Genomic DNA, 26,259 nt, shown 5'->3' on the forward strand with positions numbered 1-26,259 from the left:
CACCGCCGCCGCCCAGCGTCAGATGCTCGATGCCCTCGGCGTCGAGTCTGAGCTCGAAGACTGGAGCCCCGTCGAGGCGCTGATGCGCCAGGCCGTGCCCGCCTCGATCTTCACCCCCGCCTCCACGGACTCGGTCATCCCGCGCGCGGCGAGCGAGACCGAGGCGCTCGCCGAGCTGCGGGCGATTGCCGCTCGCAACACGGTGAACCGGCCGATGATCGGCCTCGGCTACTACGGCACCGTCACCCCTCAGGTGATCCAGCGCAACGTGCTCGAGAACCCCTCGTGGTACACCGCCTACACGCCGTACCAGCCGGAGATCTCGCAGGGTCGTCTCGAGGCGCTCATCAACTTCCAGACCATGGTGGCCGAGCTCACCGGTCTCACCACGGCCAACGCGTCGATGCTCGACGAGTCGACCGCTGTCGTCGAGGGGATGCTGCTGGCACGTCGCGCATCCAAGAAGGCGTCGAACGTCTTCGCCGTCGACGCAGATGCGTTCCCGCAGACCAAGGCGCTGCTCGAGACCCGCGCCGAGGCCGTGGGCATCGAGCTCGTGACGGTCGACTTCGCGGCCGGCGAGGAGCTTCCCTCCGAGCTTTTCGGTGTGTTCGTCCAGTACCCCGGCGCCTCAGGGCGCGTCTGGGACCCGAGTGCCGTGATCGACGCCGCGCACCTCGCCGGCGGGCTCGCCGTCGTCGCAGCCGACCTGCTCGCTCTCGCCCTCATCTCGTCGCCCGGTTCGCTGGGTGCGGATGTCGCGGTCGGCACCACGCAGCGCTTCGGCGTGCCGATCGGCTTCGGAGGGCCGCACGCGGGCTACATGGCCGTGCGTGCAGGACTCGAGCGGCAGCTGCCGGGGCGCCTTGTGGGCGTCTCGGTCGATGCGGACGGCAAGCCGGCGTACCGACTGTCTCTGCAGACCCGCGAGCAGCACATCCGCCGGGAGAAGGCGACCAGCAACATCTGCACCGCGCAGGTGCTGCTCGCGGTCATGGCATCGATGTACGCGGTGTACCACGGACCCGACGGGCTCAAGGCGATCGCTCGGGAGGTCGCGGCCAAGACCGTGATGCTGCGCGACTGGCTCGTCGACGCAGGCTCTGACATCGTCCACGACTCGTTCTTCGACACCCTGCAGGTGCGGGTGCCCGGGCGCGCGGCGGAGTATGCGGAGCAGGCTCACCACGGTTTCGGCATCCTGCTGCACGCCGCAGATGCCGACACGATCGGGATCTCGGTCGACGAGACCACGACGGTCGCCGAGCTCCACCAGGTGGCTCAGGTGTTCGGTGGGGCCCGTGAGCGCGCCTTCGGGTTCTTCGGCTCAGGATCGCAGGGCGGCCTTCCCGGCGACCTGCTCCGTCAGGACGACTACCTCACGCATCCGGTCTTCCACGCTCACCGCAGCGAGACCGCGATGATGCGCTACCTCAAGAGCCTGGCCGACCGCGACTACGCGCTCGACCGCGGCATGATCCCGCTCGGCTCGTGCACGATGAAGCTCAACGCGGCGACCGAGATGGCGTCGATCACGTGGCCCGAGTTCGCGGGCATCCACCCGTTCGCCCCGGCATCCGACGTCGAGGGGTACCTCGACATGATCACGCAGCTCGAGGCGTGGCTCGCCGAGGTCACCGGATACGACGCCGTGTCGCTGCAGCCGAACGCGGGTTCGCAGGGTGAGCTCGCGGGCCTGCTCGCGATCCGCGGCTACCACCTCGCGAACGGCGACACCCAGCGCACCGTGTGCCTGATCCCGTCGTCCGCGCACGGCACGAACGCGGCGTCGGCGGTGCTCGCCGGAATGAAGGTCGTCGTCGTGGCCTGCGACGAGCTCGGCAACGTCGACCTCGGCGACCTGCGGGCGAAGATCGCGGCGCACGCCGACGAGCTCTCCGCTCTGATGATCACCTACCCGTCGACCCACGGCGTGTACGAGCAGGACGTGGTGGAGATCACGACCACCGTGCACGACGCCGGCGGACAGGTCTACGTCGACGGCGCGAACCTCAACGCGCTGCTCGGCTACGCCCGCTTCGGCGATCTCGGCGGCGACGTCTCGCATCTCAACCTGCACAAGACGTTCGCGATCCCGCACGGCGGTGGCGGCCCTGGCGTGGGTCCCGTCGCTGCGAAGGCGCACCTCGCTCCGTACCTGCCGTCGCACCCGCTCGCTCAGCGCGCGGAGCATGCGGGCGGATTCGTCTTCGACGGTGGCGCCGTGTCCGCCGCGCCGTACGGGTCGGCCGGCATCCTTCCGATCTCCTGGTCGTACGTGCGCATGATGGGGGCGGACGGCCTCCGCCATGCGACCGCAGCGGCCGTGCTGTCGGCGAACTACATCGCAGCGCGCCTCGGCGAGCACTTCCCGGTGCTGTACGCGGGAGAAGACGGTCGGGTGGCGCACGAGTGCATCCTCGACCTGCGGCCCCTCCGAGAGGAGACCGGAGTAACGGTCGACGATGTGGCCAAGCGACTCATCGACTACGGCTTCCACGCACCGACCATGTCGTTCCCCGTCGCGGGCACGCTCATGGTGGAACCCACGGAGTCCGAGGACCTCGGCGAGATCGAGCGGTTCATCGAGGCCATGATCATGATCAAGGCCGAGGCGGATGCCGTCGCCGCCGGGCGCTGGCCCGCAGACGACAACCCGCTGGTCAACGCTCCGCACACCGCGGTCTCGCTGATCGCGGGGGAGTGGAACCACGCCTACACGCGAGAGGACGCGGCCTACCCGGTGCACGCTCTCGTGGCAGGCAAGTACTGGCCGCCGGTGCGCCGCATCGATCAGGCGTATGGCGATCGCAATCTCGTGTGCGCCTGCCCGCCGATCGAGGCGTTCGCCTGAGACGACGAATTCTGACGAGCGACGGCGTCGCGTCCATCCGGACGCGACGCCGTCGCTCGTTTCCGTGCATTTCCGCGTGTTTCAGGGATGTTTCAGTTGATCACCACTCAGTAACGGTTCATTAGCCGAGAGCGGAGTCCCCTGAATCGCGGGTTACAGTCAACTATCCCTACGCGTTCGACGATGAGCGCGCAGTCTGATGAATACCCGTCCACAGGAGGACACAAAGTGAAGCGCAACAAGATCGCCCTTGCGGGCACTGCGTTGTTCGCGATCGGCGCCCTGGCGCTCGCGGGCTGCGCGAGCGGTGGAAGCGACGACGGCGACGGCGGATCCGGTGCAACCGGTGACGCGGACGCCATCATCACGACGAACGGCTCGGAGCCCGAGAACCCGCTGATCCCCACCAACACCAACGAGGTGGGTGGCGGAAAGATCCTCGACGAGATCTTCGCCGGTCTGATCTACTACGACGCCGACGGCAAGCCCGTCAACGACGTCGCTGAGGAGATCACCACGGAGGACCCGCAGAACCTCACCGTCAAGATCAAGGAAGGCCTGACCTTCACCGACGGTGAAGAAGTCACCGCCGACAACTTCATCAAGGCGTGGAACTACGGCGCTCAGGCTGAGAACGCTCAGCTCTCGGGCTACTTCTTCGAGGACATCGAGGGCTTCATCAACGACGCCGGTGACCCCGCGAACCCCGATGACGACATCTTCGGCGCGCAGGGCGACATGGCCGGCCTCAAGCAGGTCGACGACTACACCTTCACGATCGCGCTGAACAAGCCGGCCTCGGACTTCGCTCTGCGTCTCGGATACTCGGCCTTCTACCCGCTGCCCGACGCCGCCTTCGAGGACATGGAGGCCTTCGGCCAGTTCCCGATCGGCAACGGCCCGTACATGATCGACGGCGAAGACGCGTGGCAGCACGACGTGCAGATCGACCTCGTGCGCAACGACGACTACGACGGCCCCCGCAAGGCGGCCAACGGCGGTCTGACCATCAAGTTCTACGCCACGCAGGAAGCGGCATACGCCGACCTGCTGTCGAACGAGGTCGACGTCATCGACGCGATCCCGACCAACTCCCTGCCCGTCTTCGCAGACGAGCTCGGCGACCGCGCAGTGAACCAGCCGTCGGCTGTGTTCCAGTCGTTCACCATCGGTCAGTTCCTCCCGCACTTCAGCGGCGAAGAGGGCCAGCTGCGTCGTCAGGCGCTGTCGATGGCCATCAACCGCGAAGAGATCACCGAGACCATCTTCTCGGGCACTCGCACCCCGGCAGCCGACTTCACGTCGCCGGTCATCGCGGGCTGGTCCGACTCGGTTCCCGGCAGCGAGGTCCTCGACTACGACCCCGAGAAGGCGAAGGAGCTGTGGGCCGAGGCCGACGCCATCTCGCCGTGGGACGGCGAGTTCAAGATCGCTTACAACTCCGACGGCGGGCACGACGCCTGGGTCGACGCGGTGAGCAACAGCATCAAGAACACGCTCGGCATCGAGGCATCGGGCGACCCGTACCCGACCTTCCAGGATCTTCGCACCAAGATCAACGACCGCTCCATCACCACGGCAGCGCGTTCGGGCTGGCAGGCCGACTACCCGGGTCTGTACAACTTCCTCGGACCGCTCTACGCAACGGGCGCCGGTTCCAACGACGGTGACTACTCGAACCCCGAGTTCGACGACCTCATCAAGGCCGGAATCAGCAACCCCGACGCCGACGCGCAGATCGAGGACTTCAGCAAGGCTCAGGAAGTCCTCTTCCAGGACCTTCCCGCGATCCCGCTGTGGTACTCGAACGTGACCGGTGGTTTCAGCGAGAACGTCGACAACGTCACGTTCGGCTGGAACTCGGTTCCGCTGTACTACGAGATCACGAAGGCCGGCGAGTAAAGTCTGACGGCACTTCACCTGTGAGGCGGTGACGATTCTTCGTCACCGCCTCACAGGCTTGTGTTCGCACGGCTTTCTCTGCCCTCTAAGAAGGGACAAGCGGATGCTCGGTTACATTCTGAGACGTCTACTGCAGGTGATCCCGGTCTTCTTCGGAGCCACCCTGCTCATTTACTTCCTCGTGTTCGCCATGCCCGGCGACCCGATCCTCGCCCTGTTCGGCGACAAGACGCCGAGTCCGGCAGTCGTCACACAGCTGCGCGAGCAGTACCACCTGAACGATCCGTTCATCGTGCAGTACTGGTACTACATCACCGGCGTGTTCCAGGGCGACCTGGGCACAACCTACTCCGGTCGGCCGGTTTCCGCAGTGCTCGCCGCCACGCTTCCGGTGACGGGCCGCCTCGCGGTGATGGCGATCGCCATCGAGTTCGTGCTGGCGATCATCATCGGCACCATCTCGGCGCTGCGCAAGGGCAAGCTGTTCGACAACATCTCGCTCGTCGTCGCGCTGGTCGCGATCGCGATCCCGATCTTCGTCGTCGCGTTCCTCGCGCAGTATTTCCTCGCGATCCAGCTCGGATGGTTCAAGCCCACTGTCGGAGCCGACAACGACTGGGGCGGTCTCTGGCTGCCGGCGATCGTGCTCGGCTTCAGCCTCTACGCCGTCAGCATGCGTCTGATGCGCAGCTCCGTCATCGAGACCCTCAACCAGGACTGGGTGCGCACGGCATACAGCAAGGGCCTCTCGCGCAACCGCGTTCTGCCCGTGCACGTGCTGCGCAACTCGCTGATCCCCGTGATCACCAACTCCGCCACGAACTTCGGCGTGCTGCTTGTGGGTGCCACCGTCACCGAGGGCATCTTCAACGTCCCCGGTGTGGGGAACACGCTGTTCCAGGCGATCCAGCGCGGCGAGGGGCCCACGGTCGTCTCGTTCGTGACCGTGTTCGTCATCCTGTACGTGTTGGTGAACCTTCTCATCGACCTGCTCTACGGTCTGCTCGACCCGAGGATTCGCTATGCCTGATCCCACCTCTCAGAAGCACTACGTCGCTCCGATCGAGACGGAGTCGATCGCTGTCGACGCCGTCCGCATCTCCGACAAGCCCAGCAATCTGTGGCGAGACGCCTGGTTCGACGTGCGGCGTCGACCGCTGTTCTGGTTCTCGATAGTGCTGGCGCTCTTCTTCCTCGTGATGGCTTTGTGGCCGACACTGTTCACCGCCACACCTCCGAACGACGACTGCCAGCTGGCGAACAGCAACGGCGGTCCGACCGACGGCCACCCGCTCGGGTTCACGTTCCAGGGCTGTGACATCTACGCCCGCATCGTCTGGGGTTCGCAGACCTCTCTCGCAGTCGGCCTCATCGCGACCCTGATCTCGTCGATCCTCGGACTGATCATGGGAGCCCTCGCGGGCTTCTACGGCGGCTGGCTCGATGGCCTGCTGTCGCGCATCGGCGACATCTTCTTCGCGATCCCGTACATCCTCGCGGCCGTGGTCGTGATGACCGTGTTCCGGGACTCCCGTTCGGTGTGGACACTCGCATTCGCCATCGGAGCATTCGCGTGGGCCTCGACGGCTCGCGTCGTACGCGCTGAGGTGCTCCGGGTGCGTCAAGCGGACTTCGTGATGGCCTCGCAGGCACTCGGGCAGTCCAAGTTCAAGATCCTCTTGAACCACGTCGTCCCGAACGCCATCGCACCGCTCCTCGTCGTCTCGACCCTCGGACTCGCCGCGGCGATCGTCGCGGAGGCGACCCTGTCGTTCCTCGGCGTGGGGCTCGGCAGTGACGTGATGTCGTGGGGTAACGACATCGCGAAGGCTCAGGCCTCGCTGCGTGTCGCGCCGATGGCACTCATCTATCCGTCGATCGCGCTCACCCTCGCGGTGCTGGCGTTCGTCACCCTGGGCGAGCTCATCCGAGACGCCCTCGACCCGAAGGCGAGGGCACGCCGATGAGCGAGCGAATCACCGAACAGGTCCCGCTGCTGAGCATCCGCGACCTCACGGTCGCGTTCCGCACGCAGGAGGGTCTGCGCGAAGTGCTCCACGGAGTCAGCTTCGACGTCATGCCCGGCGAGACCGTCGCGATCGTGGGCGAGTCCGGCTCAGGAAAGTCCACGACGGCCACGGCCATCGTGAACCTGCTCCCGGGAACCGGCGAGGTCACCGCCGGGTCGATCACCCTCGAAGGTCGCGAGCTCACGACACTCAACCGTCGCGAGATCGAGGCCGTGCGAGGTCGGGACATCGGCTTCGTGCCGCAGGACCCGATGTCGAACCTCAACCCTGTCTGGAGCATCGGCTTTCAGGTCAAGGAGGCGATCCGTGCAAACGGCATCGCCCAGGGGCGCGACGCCGCCAAGGCACGCACCGTCGAGGTGCTGCAGCAGGCCGGACTCGCCGACGCCGAGAAGCGTCTGCACCAGTTCCCGCACCAGTTCTCCGGTGGCATGCGTCAGCGCGCGCTGATCGGGATGGGCCTCGCGGCCGACCCGAAGCTGCTCATCGCCGACGAGCCGACCTCGGCTCTCGACGTGACGGTGCAGCGCGTGATCCTCGATCACATGGCCTCGCTCACCCGGGACAAGGGCACCTCGGTGCTGCTGATCACGCACGACCTGGGGCTCGCGGCCGAGCGTGCCGACAAGATCATCGTGATGAACGGCGGCAACATCGTCGAGGCCGGCCCCAGCCGCGAGATCCTCGAGAACCCGCAGCATCCGTACACGAAGCGTCTGGTCGCCGCGGCGCCCAGCGTGGCATCTCAGCGCATCCAGGCGGTGGTGGAGGACCGGGGTATCGAGACGCTCGAGGATCTCGCGGACATCCCGCCGACGGTGCGGGTCGCGGGGCTCACGAAGGACTATCGGATCCGCCAGGGCGGCTTCCGCAGCGAGGCGTTCCGAGCGGTCGACGACGTGTCCTTCGCCATCCCTCGCGGCAAGACGCTCGCACTGGTGGGGGAGTCGGGTTCCGGCAAGTCCACCGTCGCGAAGATGGTGCTGAAGCTCGAGGAGCCGACCAGCGGCGTGATCGAGATTGACGGCCAGGACGTGTCGAAGCTCTCGAACGCCCAGGCGTTCGGACTGCGTCGGCGCATGCAGCCGGTGTTCCAGGACCCGTACGGCTCGCTCGACCCGCTGCGCAACATCGGCAACACCATCGCCGAACCGCTGCAGATCCACGGCGTCGGCGACCGCGCGTCACAGCGTGAGCGGGTCGAGGAGCTTCTCGACCAGGTCTCGCTGCCGCGCGTTCTGGCGACCCGGTATCCGAACGAGCTCTCGGGCGGACAGCGTCAGCGTGTTGCCATCGCGCGTGCGCTGGCGCTCAAGCCCGACATCATCGTCCTCGATGAGGCCGTCTCGGCGCTTGACGTGCTGGTGCAGGATCAGGTGCTGCAGCTGCTCGCCGAACTCCAGTCGGAGCTCGGGCTCACGTATCTGTTCATCACGCACGACCTCGCCGTCGTCCGTGTCTCGAGCGATCTCGTGTGCGTCATGGAGAAGGGCAAGATCGTCGAGCAGGGCACCGTCGACGAGATCTTCGCCAACCCGCAGCAGGAGTACACGGATCGTCTGCTGAAGGCGATCCCGGGTGCATCGATCACCCTCGGCGGTCACTGAGAGTGAGCACCGAACCTCGACCGGAGGCCGCACGGAGATTCCGTGCGGCCTCCGGGCCTGTCTCCCTCGTCCTCTGCTCGCTGCTCGCGCTCTTCCTGCTCGGCGATGCGGTCGTGCGCGCGGGATGGGGGCAGATGCTGCTGCTCGCCCCCTGGGTGCTGCTCGGTCTCTGGGTCGTGTACGAGATCGCCTTCGTCTCGGTCGTGCGTGTCGACGGCGAGGGAGCGATGGTGCAGAACATGCTGCGCCGGACGACCTTCGGCTGGAGCCGCGTCCGCGACATCGACCTGCGCTGGCAGCTCGTCTTCTCGCTCGAGGACGGCACGGAGCTCTCGAGTTACGGGGGGCCTGCGAGAGCGCGTCCGATTCGGCGCCAGGTGCGCGAGGACGACGAGGCCAAGGCGCCGGCCGGCCTCCGCGAGCTCACCGACATCCGTGACCGCTGGCAGGCGGCTCCCTCGACCGCGGACGCGCCGATCCGCCGCACCTGGGACTCTCAGGCGCTCATCGCGCTCGGCGTCATCGTGATCTGGGCTGTGGCGTCGATCCTCATCGCGAACGCCTGATCGCGCGGAGCTCCGTCAGCCGGGAAGCCCGAAGAGCATCGGCCAGGTGGCCGCCGCCCAGGGGTAGCCGACGAACACCGTGGCGTCGATCAGGAAGTGCGCGACGAGGAAAGGCATGAGCCGTCCGCTGCGCTGGAACAGCCACCCGAAGAGCAGCCCCATCGCCAGGTTCCCGATGAAGGCTCCAGGACCCTGGTACAGGTGGTAGCTCGCGCGCAGCACGGACGTGGTGAGGATGATCGCCCATGGCCCCCAGCCCAGCTGCCTGAGTCGGGCGAAGAGATATCCGAGCACGACGAACTCCTCCTGCAGTGATGCGCGGGCGGCCGCGAGCAGAAGGACCGGGATCGTCCACCAGTGGGTGTCGAGCCCCGCGGGGTTCACCGCAACGAAGAGTCCGAGGGCGCGCCCGGCGAGATACAGACCGAGACCCGGGATGCCGATGGCTGCGACCAGGAGGATCCCGCGACCCGCATCGGCTCCGACCCGGGTGCCGTCCAGACCGAGCCTGCCTAGATGCGGTCTCGACGACTGCCACAGCAGGAAGCAGACGAGCAGCACCGGGACGAGGGAGAAACCGATCGACAGGACCTGGTAGATCAGGTCGAAGATCTCCCTGTCGCTCCGGGACGGATTCAGGGTCGCGGTCTGATCGGCCAGCGGCGTCTCGTCGGTGAGCCGGTAGGCCAGCTGCACGATCGCATACACCGCGGACTGACCGAGTCCGAGGGCGAGGACGATGGCGATCTCCCACCACAGACGAGCGCGCGAGGGCGGGGGAGAGAGGTCGACGACGGTCACGCTCCCGATCGTACTTCGAGCGCTCAGGAACGAGTCGTCGGCATACGATAGTCTGGAACGTCGGCTTCTCGACAAAAACCCACACTCTTTAGGACATCTGCATGGCGCACGCCCTCCGTTCTGACCTCCGCAACGTCGCTATCGTCGCTCACGTCGACCACGGTAAGACCACCCTCGTCGACGCCATGCTGCGTCAGACGGGCTCCTTCGGCGAACACGCGCACGTCGATGAACGCGCGATGGACTCCAACGATCTGGAGCGTGAGAAGGGCATCACGATCCTCGCCAAGAACACGGCGATCACCTACAAGGGCAAGCATGCTCAGGGCAAGGAGATCACGATCAACGTGATCGACACCCCCGGCCACGCCGACTTCGGTGGAGAGGTCGAGCGCGGCCTGTCGATGGTCGACGGCGTCGTGCTGCTCGTCGATGCCAGCGAGGGGCCGCTTCCGCAGACCCGCTTCGTGCTGCGCAAGGCTCTCGAGGCCAAGCTTCCGGTCATCCTCCTGGTCAACAAGACCGACCGCCCCGACGCTCGCATCGCCGAGGTCGAGGAAGAGGCCCACGACCTGCTGCTCGGCCTCGCGTCCGACCTCGTCGACGACGTGCCCGACCTCGACGTCGACGCTCTGCTCGACGTCCCCGTCGTCTACGCGTCCGGCCGTGCCGGCGCCGCGTCGCGCAACCGTCCGGCCGACGGATCGCTGCCCGACAACGACGACCTCGAGCCGCTCTTCGAGGCGATCCTCGAGCATGTTCCCGCTCCGGAGTACGACGACGAGCACCCGCTGCAGGCCTGGGTCACGAACCTCGACTCCAGCCCGTTCCTCGGCCGCCTCGCGCTTCTCCGCGTCTTCAACGGCACGCTGAAGAAGGGCCAGACCGTCGCCTGGGTCCGTGCGGACGGCACGCACCAGAACGCACGTATCACCGAGCTGCTCAAGACGCGCGCGCTCGAGCGCTACCCCGCCGAGTCCGCCGGCCCCGGCGACATCGTCGCCATCGCCGGCTTCGAGAACATCACGATCGGCGAGACCATCGCCGACCCCGAGGACGTCCGCCCGCTTCCCGCGATCACGGTCGACGACCCCGCCATCTCGATGACGATCGGCACGAACACCTCGCCGCTGATGGGCAAGGTCAAGGGCCACAAGCTCACCGCTCGAATGGTCAAGGACCGTCTCGACAAGGAGCTGATCGGCAACGTCTCGCTCAAGGTGGTCGACATCGGACGCCCCGACGCCTGGGAGGTCCAGGGCCGCGGCGAGCTGGCTCTCGCCATCCTGGTCGAGAACATGCGTCGCGAGGGCTTCGAGCTCACCGTCGGCAAGCCGCAGGTGGTCACGAAGAAGATCGACGGCAAGACCTACGAGCCGTTCGAGCACCTCACCATCGACACGCCTGAGGAGCACCTCGGCGCGATCACGCAGCTGCTCGCGAACCGCAAGGGCCGCATGGAGAACATGACGAACCACGGCACCGGCTGGGTGCGCATGGAGTTCATCGTCCCGTCACGCGGTCTGATCGGATTCCGCAGCGAGTTCCTCACCACGACCCGCGGCACCGGAATCGCCAACGCGATCTCGCACGGCTACGAGCCGTGGGCAGGGTCGATCACGACCCGCCAGAACGGCTCGATCGTCGCCGACCGCTCGGGTGTCGTCACCCCGTTCGCGATGATCGCCCTGCAGGAGCGCATGTCGTTCTTCGTGCAGCCCACGCAGGAGGTCTACGAGGGCATGGTCATCGGCGAGAACTCGCGTGCCGACGACATGGACGTCAACATCACGAAGGAGAAGAAGCTCACCAACATGCGTGCGGCGAGCTCCGACACCTTCGAGTCGATGACCCCTCCGCGCCAGCTCACCCTCGAGGAGAGCCTCGAGTTCGCGCGTGACGACGAATGCGTCGAGGTCACGCCCGAGGTCGTCCGCATCCGCAAGGTCAACCTCGACGCCAACACGCGCGCTCGCGACACCGCGCGCCTGAAGCGTCAGGACGCCGGCTCCTGAGAATCGTCTAAGAGAAGGGCCCTGTGCAGCCATAAACGGCTGTACAGGGCCCTTTTCTCACGAAACGTCCAGGCGGGTCGTTGCAGAATCGTTACCTTGCGCCTGGGGCAATCTCCCGATGAGTGTCCTGTGACGGGCGTACGACGACCCGAAAGTCGAACCCATGCTTCAGAACACCCGTGCGCTTCGGCGCGCCCACGCGGCGGCATCAGCCCGCAATGCGATCACGGCACGTCGCCCCAAGCTGATTCTCGGAACGATCACCGGCGGTGTACTCGGCCTCGCCCTGACCGTCGGCATGGTGTCGGCGCCCGCGGCCGGTGCCGAGGTGCCGGACGCCGTCGCCGGCGTCACGTCCTTCGTCACCGGCGACACCGAGCAGCCGGCGAAGAGCGCCGACGACTCAGCCCTCACGATGGTCGCCGCTCAGGACGCCATTGCTGCGGCCGAGGCGCTGAACGCCGAGGTCGCGGCATCGGGTCTCGACCTCGGCGCCGCGCCCTCCGCGGTCGATACCTCTGACGTGACCGCCTGGGTCGATCAGCTCGCCGACCGTGACGAGTTCTCGAACAGGCAGCTCACGAGCCTCACTGCGTATGCGGTCACCGGCACGGACGAGATCGTCGCTGAGACCGCCGCCCTGCAGGAATCCTACGTGGCGGCTCAGCAGGCCAAAGCCGCTGCGGACGCGGCTGCCGAGCAGGCGGCCGCTGAAGCCGCCGCACTCGCTCAGACGAACACCGTCGACGGCGCGAAGGCCGCGGCGCGCGACATCGCGTCAGGTCAGTACGGGTGGGGCGCCGACCAGTTCTCCTGCCTGGATTCGCTGTGGACGAAAGAATCCGGGTGGAACTACCAGGCGTACAACGCCTCGGGCGGTGCGACGGGGATTCCGCAGGCTCTGCCCGGAAGCAAGATGGCGTCTGCCGGATCCGACTGGCAGACGAATGCGGCCACGCAGATCCGCTGGGGTCTCGGATACATCTCCTCCGTGTACGGCACCCCCTGCAGCGCTTGGGGGCACTCCCAGTCCGTGAACTGGTACTGAGCCTCCGCCGCCCGACCGGCACCACCGAGACCCACCCCGCATGCGTGCGGCGGTGGGTCTCGGCGTTCCAGGGCGCAGCCTGAAACCGGCGCTCAGTGCTCTAGGCAGAGCGAGGCATTGCCACTACGGTGAGCGGTGACGGCTGGGGGGTCGTGGACTCGGAGGAGAACGCATGGACGTCGCGGCACTGACAGACATCCCACAGCAGGTGTCGACCGGCGCCCTGCCGGGGTGGGACCGCGTCGACGAGCTCGTGCGCGAAGCCCACCGCCGCTATGCGGACGACCGCACGGGTGCAGTCGCCGATTACATCCCCGTGCTCGCGGAGGCCGACCCCGAGCTGTTCGGTCTCGCGGTCATCGAGGTCGATGGCGGCCTGCATGACGCCGGAGACGCGCTGCATCCGTTCTCGATCCAGTCGATCTCGAAGATGTTCGTGTATGCGCTGGCCATCCAGGAGCACGGCCATGAGCGGGTGCGCGAGATCGTGGGGGTCAACAACACCGGGCTCGCCTTCAACTCGCTGATGGCGCTCGAGCTCAACGCGGGGCATCCGATGAATCCGATGGTCAACGCGGGTGCGATCGCCACCACGGCGTTGATGCCGGGGCAGACGTCCGTCGAGCAGTGGGAGCGCGTCCGGGAGGGGTTGTCGGCCTTCGCCGGACGCCCGCTGAGTCTTGACGGGGTCGTCTATGCGTCCGAGGCGGAGACGAACGAGCGGAACCGAGCGATGGGGTGGCTGCTGCGAAGCTACGGACGGCTGACCGGCGACCCGGATGACGTGGTCGACGTCTACACGCGTCAGTGCGCGCTCAGCGTCACTGCTCACGACCTCGCGGTGATGGGCGCGACGCTCGCAGACGGCGGCGTGAACCCCATCACGGGTGAGCGCGTCGTCTCAGCGGACGTCTGTCGCGACACTCTCGCCGTGGTGGCGTCGACCGGCCTCTACGAGACTTCGGGGGAGTGGCTGTTCGAGATCGGCCTGCCGGCCAAGTCGGGGGTCGCCGGAGGCATCGTGGCTGTCGCCCCCGGCAAGGGGGCGGTCGCCGGATTCTCACCTCGCCTCGACCGAGCCGGCAACTCTGTGCGGTCGCAGCTCGCGATCGGCCACCTCTCGCGCGCACTCGGCCTGAACCTGTTCGCTTCCGCGCCGTCGGCGACCCCTCGCTCGACGGACTGACCCCTCTCACCGCTCGGAGGACCCCGTCATGACACACACCGCTCCGGCTCCCACGAAGACCTCCTGGATGCCGCTCGTCAGCCTCTTCCTCGCCCAGGTGCTCATGTCGTTCAACGTGGCCGCCCTTCCGATCTCGCTCGGCGGCATGGTCAGCGAGTTCGGCGTGCCGCCGACTGTCGCCAGCACGACGATCGTGATGTACGGGCTCGCCGTGGCCGCACTGGTGATGACCGGCGCGAAGCTCGGCCAGCGCATCGGGTGGGTGCTCATCTTCCGGATCGTGATCGGCCTCTTCGCCGCATCCTCGGTGCTCATGATCTTTTCGCCGAGCGTGGGCTGGGCCATCGCCGGGCAGGCGGTCGCCGGCGCTGCTGCGGCGATCATCGTGCCCTCGATCGTGGCGCTGATCGCCGAGAACTATCGCGGAGCGCAGCAGGCGACCGCGATCGGTGCGATCGGCTCGGCCAGGGCCATCTCCGGGGTCACGGCCTTCCTGATCGGCGGCACCCTGGGAACGCTCGTCGGATGGCGTCCGATGTTCTTCATCGTGTTCGGCATCGCGGTGGTGGTGTTCGCCTTCAGCTTCACGCTTCGCGGCGATCGCGGCGACGCGTCGATCCGCATCGACCTCGTGGCGTCGCTGCTCATCGGTGCGGCGATCGTCCTCCTCACCCTCGGCTTCAACAACCTCAACGGGTGGGGCGCCGTCGCCGCGACGGAGGCTGCGCCCTTCAGCATCCTGGGGCTCTCGCCAGCTCCCGCCTTCGTGGTCGTGGGAATCGTGCTCGGGCAGTGCTTCTTCGTGTGGACGCGGAGGCGTATGGCCGAGGGCAAGGTGCCGCTGATCGACCTCAGCATCCTGGACTCATCGAAGGAGCGAGCGGCCGTCTACGCGATGTTCATCGTCGTGGCTCTCGAGGCGTGCGTGAACTTCACCATCCCGCTGTACATCCAGATCGTGCAGGGGAGGACGCCTTTCGACACATCCCTCGCGATGATGCCCTTCAACCTGACGGTCTTCATCACGGCCACCCTCGTCGTCCGCTTCTACAAGCGCTACCCGCCGCGGGTGATCGGCGTCTTCGGGTTCATCCTGACCACGGTCGCGCTCGTCTGGCTGTCCGTCGTGGTCAACAACAACTGGGAGACCCTGCCCACGATCCTGGGGCTGATCGTCTTCGGCATCGGCCAGGGCGCGCTCGTGACGCTCGTGTTCAACGTGCTCGTCACCTCGGCGCCCGCCGAGCTCGCGGGGGATGTCGGTTCGCTCCGAGGCACCACGCAGAACCTCGCCTCCGCGGTCGGCACCGCTCTGGCCGGCGCACTCCTCGTATCGCTCCTCGGATTGAGCATCGGTCGTGCGGTCGTCGAGCATCCCGAGCTGCCGCCCTCGCTCGTCGCGCAGGTCGACATGGACAACCTCAACTTCGTCAGCAACGACGACCTCCGCGCCGCCCTCGAGCAGACCGATGCGACCCCCGAGCAGATCGACGCGGCGGTGGCCGTCAACGAGGAGTCTCGTCTGGGCACGCTGCGACTCGGGCTGCTCCTGCTCGCCGGCCTCAGCGCGGTGGCGATCCTGCCCGCATCGAGGCTTCCGAAGTACAAGCCCGAGGAGATCCCCGACCCGTCACCGGTCTCGGGCTCGGGTCCGGGGCCGGAATGATGCTCAGCGGAGTTCGGAGATGAGAACAGCGCTTGTACCGGCGACGATCGCCTCGAACACGTGAGGTGCGTCTCCTGCGTACGAGAGGTAGTCGCCGGGGTTCAACAGCACAGGGGCATCCGTCGGTCCGATCAGAGCTTGCCCCGAGATGAGGACCACGTGCTCGGTGGTGCCCGGATGATGCGGATCGGAGCGCCGCGGATCACCGGGTTCCGCCTGGATCAGGTACACATCCCTGCGGGCGCCCGGCGGGCTCGCAGACAGCAGCGTCGCGCTGTACGCCGCCGCTGACGACGGCACACCGGCGAGGTCGTCGGCGCGGATGAGCGTCGGTGCGTTGATCTGCTGGTCGACGAGCACGGCGAAAGGCACCCCGAGCGCGACACCCAGAGCCCACAGCGTCTCGACGCTGGGATTGCCGGAGCCTGATTCGAGTTGCGAGACAGTCGCCTTCGAGATCCCCGCCCGACGCGCGAGCTCGGAGACGGACAGCGCGGCTCTCTCACGTTCGTTGCGCACGGTACGGGCGATGCGGGTGCGGAGATCCTCCATCTGTTCAGTATGTCAAACGATCGTTCGCTTGACTATCCGTGAGACGTTGTTCAGAATGATGATCATGTGTTCACTGCAGCGAACGATGTCGCAATGAGCGCTGAGCGCGAAGTCTGGCGCGAGGCGCTGGGCGTGGTTCTCGCGACCAGCGCCTATGGCGTCTCCTTCGGCGCGCTCGCCGTGGCATCCGGTCTGGATGTCTGGCAGACGTGCGTGCTCAGCCTGCTGATGTTCACGGGCGGATCGCAGTTCGCATTCGTCGGCGTGTTCGCCGCCGGAGGCGTGTCGGCGCTTCCCTCGGCCATCGCCTCGGCGACACTGCTCGGGGTGCGCAACGTGGCGTACGGCATGCGGATGTCTCCGATCGTCGGAACCACGCCCGCCCGTCGAGTGGCGGCGGCGCACTTCACGATCGACGAGTCCACCGCGGTGGCCATCTCGCAGAGAGATCCTCGTCTGAGGCAGGTCGGCTTCTGGGTGACCGGCATCGGGATCTTCATCGGATGGAACATCACGACGTTGATCGGCGCTCTGGTCGGCGACGTGCTCGGCGACCCGAAGACCTGGGGGCTGGATGCTGCCGCTGCCGCTGCGTTCCTGGCTCTGCTCTGGCCGCGCCTCAGGGAGCGCCAGGCGATCGCGGTCGGTGTGGCCGCAGCTGTCGTGGCCGCGTCGCTCACGCCCCTGATCATGCCCGGTCTGCCCGTGCTGGTCGCGGCTGTCGTCGCGATCGTCGTCGGCTGGTTCAACTGGCTGGGACGAGTCGACGGCTCCACGGCCAGCTCCGGGGAGGTCGACCGATGAGCGTGTGGAGCGCGATCCTGCTCGCTGCGGTGATCTGCCTGGCGCTCAAGGCCAGCGGTTACCTCGTGCCGCCGAGCGTGCTCGAGGCGCCACGACCGGCTCGCATCTCCGATCTGCTGACCGTGGCGCTCCTCGCCGCACTCGTGGCTGTGCAGACTCTCGGAGCGGGGCAGGCCGTGGTCGTCGATGCACGGGTCCCCGCTCTGCTCGTCGCGGCCGGTCTCCTGTGGTTGCGTCAGTCGTTCCTGGTCGTGGTGTTCGCCGCTGCGGTCGTCGCCGCGGTCCTGAGGCTTCTCGGCCTCGCTGCCTGAGTCGAGCAGATCCTCGGCGCGCGTAGGATCGACTCGTGCGTACTGGATGGATCTCCCGGGTGCTTTCCTGGATCGCCGCGGCTCTCGTCGGCGGCGTCTTCGGCGTCGCGGGAACGATCGGACACAGCCTGATGTGGGGACCGGTGCCCGTGGGGCTGCTGGTGGGAGCGGTCGCGTGCGGGGCGATCCTCGTCGCGATCCGCGCGCTCACCCACGACCGGGGCGCGACTCTCGCCGCGGGGCTCGGCATGCTCGGCATGCTGGTGCTCATCTCCGGAGTTGGTCCCGGTGGATCGGTGGTCGTCGAAGACACGCTCAGCGGTCGCATCTGGACCTATCTCGTCGCCGGACTCGTGCTTCTCGCCGTGGCATGGCCGTCCTTCTCCCGGCTTCCCGCGCGCACCGATGCGCCTGCGCCTGCGCCCGCAGAGTCGCCTGCGGCGTCCGACGGCGGAGCGCCGAGTGCCCGGCGTGCCCCCGCTCTGGGCGATCGGACGGGCAGCGAGTCGTAGACTGGGGGAGTGACGTATGTGATCGCTCTCCCGTGCGTCGATGTCAAGGACCGCGCCTGCATCGACGAGTGCCCCGTTGACTGTATCTACGAGGGCGAACGCTCGCTGTACATCCACCCCGACGAATGCGTCGACTGCGGCGCGTGCGAACCCGTCTGCCCCGTCGAGGCGATCTACTACGAAGACGACCTGCCGGAAGAATGGCAGGACTACTACAAGGCCAAGCCACAGGGCGAGTAGTCCGTGAGCGTTCGCGATCTCGCCGACTATCCGTGGGATGCGGTCGTTCCCTATCGTCAGCGCGCTGCCCTGCATCCGCAGGGGATCGTCGACCTGTCCGTCGGGTCGCCCGTCGATCCGACGCCCGAGCTGATCCGCCGAGCTCTGTCGGAGGCGACGGATGCGCACGCGTATCCGCAGACCGTCGGCACTCCCGCTCTGCGTGAGGCGATCGTCGCGTGGTATGCCCGCCGCAGGGGAGTGGTCGACCTCACGGTCGACAACGTCCTGCCCACGATCGGCTCGAAGGAGCTTGTGGCCCTGCTGCCGACCCTGCTCGGTCTCGGCGCCGGCGACATCGTCGTGCATCCCCGAATCGCATACCCGACCTACGAGGTGGGTGCCCGCGTCGTCGGGGCCACGCCGCTGCCTTCCGACGATCCTGCCGACTGGCCCGAGGGTACCAAGCTCATCTGGATCAACACGCCGGGCAACCCCGACGGCCGCACCTGGACGGTGGAGGAGCTCTCGGTCGCGGTTCTGCGCGCTCGTGAGCTGGGGGCCGTGCTCGCGAGCGACGAGTGCTACGCCGAGCTCGGGTGGGACGGCCAGTGGGCGACCGAGTCGATCCCCTCGGTCCTCGACCCGCGCGTGACGGGTGGGAGCAGGGCGAATCTGCTCAGCGTCTACTCGCTGAGCAAGCAGTCGAATCTCGCCGGCTACCGGGCCGCTTTCGTGGCGGGGTGCGCGCGCATCGTCGGCGAGCTGCTCACCGCGCGCAAGCACCTGGGGCTGATGCCACCGGAGCCTGTGCAGCACGCGATGGCCGTGGCTCTGGGTGACGACGAGCACGTCGCGGCTCAGAAGGAGCTCTATCGTGGGCGGCGCGACATCCTGCGGCCTGCGCTCGAAGCTGCGGGGTTCCGGATCGATGGATCGGAAGCCGGCCTCTACCTGTGGGCGACCGAGGGGCGGGATGCCTGGACGAGCATCGAGAGGCTTGCGGATCTCGGCATCCTCGCGGGGCCCGGCCCGTTCTACGGTGCGTTCTCGAACGAGCACGTGCGGCTGGCGCTGACGGCTCCTTCCGAACGGATCGCCGAGGGCGCCCGGCGTCTGCACGAACAAGCCGTGTAGGTTCTCGCCTCAGACTGAGGGTTCTTTTGTCGGTTGTCACAGTAGGCCTGTGTGCCTACTAGGCTGTAAAGGCGATTCGGTTGTGTATCGATGATCTCGAACAGACCTGGTGCTCAGCGCCGTGACATCGCCACATCCGACTTGATGAAGATCCATGAGGAGGCCCGCGTGAGCGCAGCGGCAGAGCAGCAGGCGACAGCGAAGCTGACGATCGGCGATACGACCGCTGAGTTCCCACTCGTGCGAGGCACGGCGGGCACCGACAGCATCGACTTCTCGACGCTGACGCGGCAGACCGGCTACACAGGGCTCGACTACGGTTTCGTCAACACCGCATCCACCAAGTCCGCGATCACCTTCATCGACGGAGACAAGGGCATCCTGCGCTACCGCGGATATCCGATCGAGCAGCTCGCCGGATCGACGAGCTACCTCGAGGTCGCCTGGCTCCTCATCTACGGTGAGCTGCCCTCCGCCGCCGAGCTCGCGGAGTTCGATGAGAAGATCCGTCGGCACACGCTGCTGCATGAAGACCTGAAGCGGTTCTTCTCGGCGCTGCCGCACACCGCGCACCCCATGTCGGTCCTGTCGTCGGCCGTCGCCGCTCTCTCGACCTACTACGAGGGTCAGACCGACCCGCACAACCCCGAGCACGTCGAGCTGAACATGATCCGCATGCTGGCGAAGCTGCCGGTCATCGCCGCCTACGCGCACAAGAAGAGCATCGGCCAGGCGTTCCTCTACCCCGACAACTCCCTCGGCTTCGTCGAGAACTTCCTCAAGCTCAACTTCGGCGTGCACTCCGAGGAGTACCAGGTCAACCCGGTCATGTCGAAGGCCCTCGAGCTGCTGCTCATCCTGCACGAGGACCACGAGCAGAACGCGTCGACCTCGACCGTGCGTCTGGTCGGCTCGACCGGTGCGAACCAGTTCGCATCGATCTCCGCCGGCATCCAGGCTCTCTCCGGCCCCCTGCACGGCGGTGCGAACGAAGCAGTCCTCACCATGCTCGGCCAGATCCGCGACTCCGGTCAGAGCGTGTCTCGCTTCGTGGAGCGGGTGAAGAACAAGGAAGAGGGCGTGAAGCTGATGGGCTTCGGGCACCGGGTGTACAAGAACTACGACCCGCGCGCCAAGCTCGTCAAGGAGGCTGCGGGCGAGGTGCTCGCCGAGCTCGGCGTCACCGACCCGCTGCTCGACCTCGCGCAGGAGCTCGAGGAGCTCGCTCTCGCAGACGACTACTTCAAGGAGCGTCGCCTCTACCCGAACGTCGACTTCTACACCGGCGTCATCTACAAGGCCATGGGCTTCCCGACGCGCATGTTCACCGTGCTGTTCGCGATCGGCCGTCTGCCCGGGTGGCTCGCGCAGTGGCGCGAGCTGCAGCTCGACCCGCAGACCAAGATCGGTCGCCCGCAGCAGCTCTACACGGGATCCCCCGAGCGCACCTTCCAGACCCGCTGACGTCGAGCACGATGCCTGTCGTCAGCGCCGAGGCGTTCGTGCCGGTGGACCCGGCGACGGCGTTCGCAGTGTCTCAGACGACGGGAGCGGTGCGCAGACGCTGGGACCGCTTCATCAGTGAGCAGCACCTCATGGACGACGCGGATGCCCCCGCCAAGGGTGTGCGCACCTTCACCCGGCAGCGGTTCGGTCTCTCGATGGTCAGTCGCTACGTGTCGTACGCTCCACCCACGAACGTGGGCATGGTGATGGAGCGGGGCCCCTGGTTCTTCACCAAGCTCGGTGGCGGCTGGCGGTTCACCGAGGTGCCGGAGGGCACGTTGGCTGTGTGGAAGTACAACTTCTCGTGCCGCCCCGCCTGGCTCGCACCGTTCGCCGAATGGATCGGGATTCGAGTGCTCGGCTTCGAGATCCGTCGTCGCCTCGCCGGGTTCGTCCGCGGCTGCGCGGATCCGCAGGTTCTCGCGGCCGTGGGACGCTGATCGCGGCGCCCTCCGCACACTTTGGTTTCGCCGACGCGCGCAGAAAGGCGGGTGCGTCGATGCCTGAGCATCGACGCACCCGCCTCTATGACTGTTGCGTTCAGCGACCCTGCGAGCTCCAGCCACGGCCGCCCTGGTTGCGTGACTGACCGCCCTGGCGAGATCCGCCCTGGCCGCCCTGTCGCGAACCGGTCTGCGCTGCCGGCGCACCCTGACCACTCTGGCCAGAGCGGGGACGACGGCTGCGACGCGACGGCGGGTTGGCGGCCGAGTTGCGCTCGCCGCCCGCGGGACGCTGCTTGGGCGCCTGGCGCTGCTGCGCCTGGACGGGAGCAGGACGCACGTGTGCGGCGCGCTCGGGAACCAGCTCGCTGACGGCGGCCGTCGTGACGGGCTCGAGAGCGGCGCTGATCGCTGCCTTGCGCAGCAGATCCTTCACATCGCGGCGCTGCTCGGGGAGCACCACCGTGACGACCGTTCCTGCGGCTCCGGCACGAGCAGTGCGACCTGAGCGGTGCAGGTATGCCTTGTGCTCCATGGGCGGGTCGACGTGGACGACGAGATCGACGTTGTCGACGTGCACTCCGCGGGCAGCGACGTCGGTGGCGACGAGGACGCGCACGCCGCCGTCTTCGGGGGCTGCCGAGAAGGCGCCGAGGTTGCGCTCACGCGCATTCTGCGACAGGTTGCCGTGCAGGTCGACGGCCGGGATGCCGGCTGCGGTGAGCTGCTTCGCGAGCTTCTTGGCCTGGTGCTTCGTGCGGGTGAAGAGGATGCGCCGGCCGGTGCCTGACGCGAGCTCGCGCACGAGCTCGGTCTTGTTGTCGGTCGAGTCGACGACCAGCACGCGGTGGGTCATCTCGCCGACGGGCACGCTCTCTTCGTCGACCTCGTGGCTGACGGCGTTCGACAGGAAGCGGCGGGCGAGCGTGTCGATGCCGCGGTCGAGGGTCGCGCTGAACAGCAGACGCTGGCCGCCGGCCGGCGTGGCGGTGAGGATGCGGGTGACGCCCGGGAGGAACCCGAGGTCGGCCATGTGGTCGGCCTCGTCGAGGACGGTGACCTCGACGGCGTCGAGCTGCACGACCCGCTGCTTCATCAGGTCTTCCAGACGGCCGGGGCACGCGACGACGATGTCGACGCCGTTGCGCATCGCCTGCTCCTGCGGGCGCTGGCTGACGCCGCCGAAGACGGTCGTGACGCGCAGGCCCTTGGCCTCGGCGAGCGGTGCGATGGTCGCTGCGATCTGCGTGGCGAGCTCCCTGGTCGGGGCGAGCACGAGACCACGCGGGTGGCCGGGGCGGCTGCTGCGCGAAGACGCGGAGAGGCGGGCGACGAGGGGGAGGGCGAACGCGATCGTCTTGCCGCTGCCGGTGCGGCCGCGGCCGAGGAGGTCACGACCGGCGAGGGAATCGGGAAGCGTATCGCGCTGAATCGCGAACGCCTCGGTCTTGCCGTCCTTGGTGAGGACGGCGGCGAGGTCGGCGGGCACGCCGAGATCGAGGAAGGAAGTCATAAAGGTATCTCCGTGAGAATGCACGCACGTACCAACGGGCCGGGTGCGGAAGGGTGGGCGACGGCGCGGGATCGCGCATCGTTTCGCCGTTCGAAATGGCCAGAACCAGGCAAGTGGCGCGGGAGCGTGTCGACGACGCAGACGACTCGCACTGCGAGGATCGTCGATTCGACACTATCACGCGTCAGGGGGAGAAGCCTGGGACGCGCTCCCGCTCAGCGCGTCGCTCAGGCGTGGAGCGCCTCGTTGAGTGTCACGCCGACACCCGCGCGCCGCACGGCCTCAACCGCTCCGCTGAGCGAATTGCGGCGGAACAGCAGGCCGTTCTGGCCCGACAGCTCAGCGCCCTTGACAGTCTTCCTGCCGCCGTCGGGGGTCGCCGGAGCGTCGAGGAGCACGACCTTGGTGCCCGCCGTCACGTAGAGCCCGGCTTCCACGACGCAGTCGTCGCCGAGCGAGATGCCGATTCCCGCGTTGGCGCCCAGCAGTGTGCGCGAGCCGATCGAGACGCGGTGTGCGCCGCCACCCGAGAGCGTGCCCATGATCGACGAGCCGCCGCCGATGTCGCTGCCGTCGCCGACCACGACCCCCTGAGAGATGCGTCCTTCGACCATCGACGCACCCAGCGTGCCGGCGTTGAAGTTCACGAAGCCCTCATGCATGACCGTCGTGCCGGGGGAGAGGTGGGCGCCGAGGCGGACGCGCGAGGCGTCAGCGATGCGCACGCCCGCCGGCTGCACGTAGTCGGTGAGTCTGGGGAACTTGTCGAGCCCCTGCACCTGGATCCCTGCCCGCTGCAGCAACGGGCGAAGTCGTGCCGCGTCATCGGGGTGCACGGGGCCGGCGTTGGTCCAGGCCACGTTCGGCAGGTGGGCGAAGATGCCGTCGAGGTTGAGCTCGTTCGGCCGCACGACCAGGTGTGAGAGCGCGTGCAGTCGCAGATAGGCGTCGACTGTCGACGTGGGCGCGGCATCCAGATCGATGTGCAGCTGCACGGTCTCGACAGTGACGTTGCGTCGCTCGTCGGGACCTGCCAGCGCTTCGAGCGCGAGGAGTGCGGCCTCGGCGTCTTCGACCGACGGGGCTTCGGAGAGCACCCCGGGGAACCACGCGTCGAGAACTGTGCCGTCGCCGGCGGTCGTCGAAAGTCCGGTACCCCACACGGTGCGCGCCTCAGTCATGCCTCCACGGTATCGCGAGCGGGCGTGGACGATCGCACAGATGTCGGGGTAAGTAGGCTGGGTGCATGATGCTCGATCTGACAGCGTCCTCTGTCGACCTGACCCGTGCGATCTGCGACATCCCGAGTGTCTCGGGTGACGAGAAGACGCTCGCGGACGCCATCGAGGAGGCGATCTCCGTCTACTCCCACCTCGAGGTGATCCGTCACGGCAACACGATCGTCGCCCGCACGAACCTCGGACGAGCCCAGCGGGTGGCGATCGCAGGGCATATCGACACTGTGCCCATCAACGGCAACGTGCCGACGAAGGACCTCGAGATCGACGGTGTCGCCCACCTGTGGGGTCGAGGGACCGTCGACATGAAGAGCGGCACGGCGGTGCAGCTCAAACTCGCGGCCGAGCTCACCGAGCCCACGGTCGATATCACCTGGATGTGGTACGACAACGAGGAGGTCGAGGCGTCGAAGAACGGGCTCGCTCTCCTCGCTGCGGTGCGGCCGGACCTCTTCCGGGCCGATTTCGCGATCCTCGGCGAGCCGTCGAACGGTGAGGTCGAAGGCGGCTGCAACGGCACGATGCGTGCGATCGTGCGCACCACCGGCGTGCGCGCGCACGCCGCCCGCGCCTGGATAGGAGAGAACGCCATCCATCGGGCGGCCCCGATCCTCGCGCGTCTGGCCGAGTACCGTGCGAAGGAGATCGCGGTCGACGGACTGCTGTATCGCGAGAGCATGAGCGCCGTCCGGATCACGGGAGGGGTCGCGGGCAATGTGATTCCCGATGCGTGCGAGGTCGAGGTGAACTACCGGTTCGCTCCGAGCAAGTCGGCGGCGGATGCAGAAGCGCACATCCGCAACCTGCTGGCCGGTTTCGACGTGGAGATCACCGATGCCGCCGAAGGCGCGCGGCCAGGTCTCGATGCCCCGATCGCCCGGGACTTCGTGACTGCCGTCGGCGCCGAGCCGCGCCCCAAGTACGGATGGACCGACGTCGCTCGCTTCTCGGCCCTCGGCATCCCCGCCGTGAATTACGGACCGGGGGACCCGCACCTCGCGCATCATGACGAGGAGCGCGTTCCGCTCGCGCAGATCGACGCCGTCGAGCGAGGACTGCGCGCATGGCTCAGTTCGCGCTGACCGCGACCCGTCGGTGGGCGGCCGCACCGCTGGCGCTGCGGATCGCCCTGATCTACCTCGCGGCGCGCGCTGTGACGACCGCGATGATGATCGCGGCGGCGACGCTGTCGACGTCGCTGTCGAGGTTCGGGGCGGAGCCGGGGCTCGCCGACTTCATCGTCGGGTGGGATGCGCAGTGGTACTGGCTCGTCGCCGAAGAGGGGTATCCGTCTTCTCTTCCCCTCACCGAGTCCGGTGAGGTCGCAGAGAACGCCTGGGCGTTCATGCCGGTGTTCGCTTTCGCCGCCAAGACGGTCGGGTTCGTGTTCGGCTCGTGGGGGATGGGCGCTTTCCTGCTGTCATTCGTGGCCGGTTACTTCGCCTGCCTCGCGCTGCACCGACTGCTGCGTGAGCGCATCGGCGCGCGGGCGACGATGTGGTCGGTGGTGTTCTTCGCCTCCGGACCTGTCGCGGCGATGTTCCAGGTCGGATACGCCGAGACGCTGTTCCTCCTCCTGCTGTTCCTGGCGCTCGACGCGACGGTGCGCAGGAACTACGTCTGGCTCTACCTTCTCATCCCCGTCATGGCGTTCACGAGACCGGGGATCCTCGCATTCGCGCTCTACCTCGGTCTGCACGGCATCCTCCGCTGGTGGCACCGCCGAGACGACCCGCTCGCCCTGCGGGAGATCGTGCACATCGTGGCGCTCGGCGCCCTCGCCACGATCGCGGGCTTCTCGTGGCAGGTCATCGCGGGCATCGTCACCGGAGACCCCGGCGCGTACCTCGCGACCGAGCTCGCCTGGCGCAGGAACTGGCTCGTCGGCGGCGTCGAGGGTTTCGTGCCGTTCGAAGGCTGGATCCAGGCGTCCCAGTTCTGGTTCGCCCAGTGGGGGCTTCCCGGCGCGTGGGGCCCCGTCGCTCTGGCGCTCCTCGTCGTGGCGGCAGGTGCGGCTCTGCTCTATCTGCCCCAGGTGCGCGCGCTCGGTCCCGATCTCAGGCTCTGGAGCGCGAGCTACCTTCTCTATCTGCTCGCCGTCTTCTTCCCGCAGTCGAGCACTTTCCGGCTGCTCCTGCCGTTGAGTCCTGCCTGGGGAGCACTCGCGGTGCTGCGCTCGCGCGTCTGGCGGCTGGGGGTTCTGGCGGTCTGCCTGCTGGGTCAGTGGCTCTGGATCTACCACATCTACGCGTTGGGGAACACGTTCTGGCAGGTGCCGTGAATGTTAAGGCTTGATGCATTTCTTCATAGGGGACATCCAGGTTCCGGTAACACCCGATAAACTGATCG

Annotated in this window: 22 protein-coding genes and 1 pseudogene; 19 read left to right on the forward strand and 4 right to left on the reverse strand. The window is 67.4% G+C overall.

The genetic code is table 11. From position 1 onward, the window contains the following. The first annotated feature begins 22 nt into the window (after positions 1 to 22). The 6 genes from gcvP (at position 23) to ASF87_RS12030 (ending at position 8,959) form a co-directional block, all read left to right on the forward strand. On the forward strand, positions 23 to 2,854 hold the full coding sequence (gene gcvP / locus ASF87_RS12005; protein WP_056376494.1) for an aminomethyl-transferring glycine dehydrogenase: 2,832 nt from the start codon (positions 23 to 25) through the stop codon (positions 2,852 to 2,854). Between the two features lie 228 nt (positions 2,855 to 3,082). Further along, positions 3,083 to 4,756, forward strand: coding sequence for a peptide ABC transporter substrate-binding protein (locus ASF87_RS12010; RefSeq protein ID WP_157550061.1), 1,674 nt, complete (start codon positions 3,083 to 3,085; stop codon positions 4,754 to 4,756). Between the two features lie 103 nt (positions 4,757 to 4,859). Continuing rightward, positions 4,860 to 5,786, forward strand: a complete 927-nt coding sequence (locus ASF87_RS12015) for an ABC transporter permease (RefSeq protein WP_042542011.1) — start codon at positions 4,860 to 4,862, stop codon at positions 5,784 to 5,786. Then, on the forward strand, positions 5,779 to 6,723 hold the full coding sequence (locus ASF87_RS12020) for an ABC transporter permease (protein WP_042542010.1): 945 nt from the start codon (positions 5,779 to 5,781) through the stop codon (positions 6,721 to 6,723). The genes ASF87_RS12015 and ASF87_RS12020 overlap by 8 nt, the downstream gene beginning before the upstream one ends. Further along, positions 6,720 to 8,393, forward strand: coding sequence for a dipeptide ABC transporter ATP-binding protein (locus ASF87_RS12025; RefSeq protein ID WP_056376164.1), 1,674 nt, complete (start codon positions 6,720 to 6,722; stop codon positions 8,391 to 8,393). Before ASF87_RS12020 ends, ASF87_RS12025 begins: the two co-directional genes overlap by 4 nt. A 2-nt stretch (positions 8,394 to 8,395) precedes the next feature. Further along, positions 8,396 to 8,959: a hypothetical protein gene (locus ASF87_RS12030; protein ID WP_056376166.1), complete on the forward strand. Its 564-nt coding sequence runs from the start codon at positions 8,396 to 8,398 to the stop codon at positions 8,957 to 8,959. A gap of 15 nt (positions 8,960 to 8,974) precedes the next feature. Here the strand turns inward: ASF87_RS12030 and ASF87_RS12035 are convergent, their stop codons facing one another. Further along, positions 8,975 to 9,760: a CPBP family intramembrane glutamic endopeptidase gene (locus ASF87_RS12035; RefSeq protein ID WP_235558937.1), complete on the reverse strand. Its 786-nt coding sequence runs from the start codon at positions 9,758 to 9,760 to the stop codon at positions 8,975 to 8,977. 101 nt (positions 9,761 to 9,861) lie between these two features. On the opposite strand from ASF87_RS12035, the gene typA reads away from it, so the two are divergent. The 4 genes from typA (at position 9,862) to ASF87_RS12055 (ending at position 15,675) form a co-directional block, all read left to right on the forward strand. After that, positions 9,862 to 11,775, forward strand: coding sequence for a translational GTPase TypA (gene typA, locus ASF87_RS12040; RefSeq protein ID WP_042542007.1), 1,914 nt, complete (start codon positions 9,862 to 9,864; stop codon positions 11,773 to 11,775). 163 nt (positions 11,776 to 11,938) lie between these two features. Further along, on the forward strand, positions 11,939 to 12,823 hold the full coding sequence (locus ASF87_RS12045; RefSeq protein WP_056376169.1) for a hypothetical protein: 885 nt from the start codon (positions 11,939 to 11,941) through the stop codon (positions 12,821 to 12,823). Positions 12,824 to 12,995: 172 nt separating this feature from the next. After that, positions 12,996 to 14,009 carry a glutaminase A gene (glsA, locus tag ASF87_RS12050; RefSeq protein ID WP_042542006.1) on the forward strand — a complete coding sequence of 338 codons (1,014 nt, stop codon included), beginning with the start codon at positions 12,996 to 12,998 and terminating at the stop codon, positions 14,007 to 14,009. 28 nt (positions 14,010 to 14,037) lie between these two features. Then, positions 14,038 to 15,675 (forward strand): MFS transporter, encoded by a 1,638-nt coding sequence (locus ASF87_RS12055; RefSeq protein WP_056376170.1) that lies wholly within the window; start codon positions 14,038 to 14,040, stop codon positions 15,673 to 15,675. Positions 15,676 to 15,678: 3 nt separating this feature from the next. Here ASF87_RS12055 and ASF87_RS12060 read toward each other — a convergent pair whose 3' ends face one another. Next, the gene (locus tag ASF87_RS12060; protein WP_042542004.1) at positions 15,679 to 16,227 is read right to left on the reverse strand and encodes a helix-turn-helix domain-containing protein; all 549 of its coding nucleotides are present in this window, start codon (positions 16,225 to 16,227) and stop codon (positions 15,679 to 15,681) included. 93 nt (positions 16,228 to 16,320) lie between these two features. Between ASF87_RS12060 and ASF87_RS12065 the strand changes: the two genes are divergently transcribed. The 7 genes and pseudogenes from ASF87_RS12065 (at position 16,321) to ASF87_RS12095 (ending at position 21,156) form a co-directional block, all read left to right on the forward strand. After that, positions 16,321 to 17,031 (forward strand): AzlC family ABC transporter permease, encoded by a 711-nt coding sequence (locus ASF87_RS12065; protein WP_056376496.1) that lies wholly within the window; start codon positions 16,321 to 16,323, stop codon positions 17,029 to 17,031. Next, positions 17,028 to 17,342 (forward strand): AzlD domain-containing protein, encoded by a 315-nt coding sequence (locus ASF87_RS12070; protein WP_056376172.1) that lies wholly within the window; start codon positions 17,028 to 17,030, stop codon positions 17,340 to 17,342. The genes ASF87_RS12065 and ASF87_RS12070 overlap by 4 nt, the downstream gene beginning before the upstream one ends. Before the next feature lie 35 nt (positions 17,343 to 17,377). Further along, a complete protein-coding gene (locus ASF87_RS12075) occupies positions 17,378 to 17,854 on the forward strand; it encodes a histidinol dehydrogenase (protein ID WP_235558938.1) in 477 nt (158 codons plus the stop codon). A gap of 9 nt (positions 17,855 to 17,863) precedes the next feature. Then, positions 17,864 to 18,076: pseudogene (gene fdxA, locus ASF87_RS12080) on the forward strand (ferredoxin); the annotation flags it as partial. Between the two features lie 21 nt (positions 18,077 to 18,097). Beyond that, positions 18,098 to 19,210 carry a succinyldiaminopimelate transaminase gene (dapC, locus tag ASF87_RS12085; RefSeq protein WP_056376173.1) on the forward strand — a complete coding sequence of 371 codons (1,113 nt, stop codon included), beginning with the start codon at positions 18,098 to 18,100 and terminating at the stop codon, positions 19,208 to 19,210. Between the two features lie 144 nt (positions 19,211 to 19,354). Further along, positions 19,355 to 20,674, forward strand: a complete 1,320-nt coding sequence (locus tag ASF87_RS12090) for a citrate synthase (protein ID WP_153302153.1) — start codon at positions 19,355 to 19,357, stop codon at positions 20,672 to 20,674. An 11-nt stretch (positions 20,675 to 20,685) separates the two neighbouring features. Beyond that, positions 20,686 to 21,156: an SRPBCC family protein gene (locus ASF87_RS12095; protein ID WP_056376174.1), complete on the forward strand. Its 471-nt coding sequence runs from the start codon at positions 20,686 to 20,688 to the stop codon at positions 21,154 to 21,156. 100 nt (positions 21,157 to 21,256) lie between these two features. Here the strand turns inward: ASF87_RS12095 and ASF87_RS12100 are convergent, their stop codons facing one another. Further along, entirely contained in the window at positions 21,257 to 22,672 is a 1,416-nt protein-coding gene (locus tag ASF87_RS12100; RefSeq protein ID WP_042541999.1) for a DEAD/DEAH box helicase, read from the reverse strand. A gap of 227 nt (positions 22,673 to 22,899) precedes the next feature. After that, complete coding sequence (gene dapD / locus ASF87_RS12105; protein ID WP_056376175.1) at positions 22,900 to 23,853, reverse strand: 2,3,4,5-tetrahydropyridine-2,6-dicarboxylate N-succinyltransferase; 954 nt, start codon at positions 23,851 to 23,853, stop codon at positions 22,900 to 22,902. Positions 23,854 to 23,918: 65 nt separating this feature from the next. On the opposite strand from dapD, the gene dapE reads away from it, so the two are divergent. After that, positions 23,919 to 24,992 (forward strand): succinyl-diaminopimelate desuccinylase, encoded by a 1,074-nt coding sequence (gene dapE, locus ASF87_RS12110; RefSeq protein ID WP_042541997.1) that lies wholly within the window; start codon positions 23,919 to 23,921, stop codon positions 24,990 to 24,992. Next, positions 24,974 to 26,191, forward strand: coding sequence for a hypothetical protein (locus ASF87_RS12115; RefSeq protein ID WP_056376176.1), 1,218 nt, complete (start codon positions 24,974 to 24,976; stop codon positions 26,189 to 26,191). The genes dapE and ASF87_RS12115 overlap by 19 nt, the downstream gene beginning before the upstream one ends. Positions 26,192 to 26,259 lie beyond the last annotated feature (68 nt).

It is taken from the genome of Microbacterium sp. Leaf161 (assembly GCF_001423645.1).
In the GTDB taxonomy this organism is placed as follows: Bacteria; Actinomycetota; Actinomycetes; order Actinomycetales; family Microbacteriaceae; genus Microbacterium; species Microbacterium forte.

Coding starts and splice junctions, on each gene's coding strand:
- gcvP (WP_056376494.1), top strand. CDS start 23: ATGCTCGATGCCCTCGGCGTCGAGTCTGAGCTCGAAGACTGGAGCCCC.
- ASF87_RS12015 (WP_042542011.1), top strand. CDS start 4,860: ATGCTCGGTTACATTCTGAGACGTCTACTGCAGGTGATCCCGGTCTTC.
- ASF87_RS12020 (WP_042542010.1), top strand. CDS start 5,779: ATGCCTGATCCCACCTCTCAGAAGCACTACGTCGCTCCGATCGAGACG.
- ASF87_RS12025 (WP_056376164.1), top strand. CDS start 6,720: ATGAGCGAGCGAATCACCGAACAGGTCCCGCTGCTGAGCATCCGCGAC.
- typA (WP_042542007.1), top strand. CDS start 9,862: ATGGCGCACGCCCTCCGTTCTGACCTCCGCAACGTCGCTATCGTCGCT.
- ASF87_RS12045 (WP_056376169.1), top strand. CDS start 11,939: ATGCTTCAGAACACCCGTGCGCTTCGGCGCGCCCACGCGGCGGCATCA.
- glsA (WP_042542006.1), top strand. CDS start 12,996: ATGGACGTCGCGGCACTGACAGACATCCCACAGCAGGTGTCGACCGGC.
- ASF87_RS12055 (WP_056376170.1), top strand. CDS start 14,038: ATGACACACACCGCTCCGGCTCCCACGAAGACCTCCTGGATGCCGCTC.
- ASF87_RS12060 (WP_042542004.1), bottom strand. CDS start 16,227: ATGGAGGATCTCCGCACCCGCATCGCCCGTACCGTGCGCAACGAACGT.
- ASF87_RS12065 (WP_056376496.1), top strand. CDS start 16,321: ATGAGCGCTGAGCGCGAAGTCTGGCGCGAGGCGCTGGGCGTGGTTCTC.
- ASF87_RS12070 (WP_056376172.1), top strand. CDS start 17,028: ATGAGCGTGTGGAGCGCGATCCTGCTCGCTGCGGTGATCTGCCTGGCG.
- ASF87_RS12090 (WP_153302153.1), top strand. CDS start 19,355: ATGAAGATCCATGAGGAGGCCCGCGTGAGCGCAGCGGCAGAGCAGCAG.
- ASF87_RS12095 (WP_056376174.1), top strand. CDS start 20,686: ATGCCTGTCGTCAGCGCCGAGGCGTTCGTGCCGGTGGACCCGGCGACG.
- ASF87_RS12100 (WP_042541999.1), bottom strand. CDS start 22,672: ATGACTTCCTTCCTCGATCTCGGCGTGCCCGCCGACCTCGCCGCCGTC.
- dapD (WP_056376175.1), bottom strand. CDS start 23,853: ATGACTGAGGCGCGCACCGTGTGGGGTACCGGACTTTCGACGACCGCC.
- dapE (WP_042541997.1), top strand. CDS start 23,919: ATGATGCTCGATCTGACAGCGTCCTCTGTCGACCTGACCCGTGCGATC.
- ASF87_RS12115 (WP_056376176.1), top strand. CDS start 24,974: ATGGCTCAGTTCGCGCTGACCGCGACCCGTCGGTGGGCGGCCGCACCG.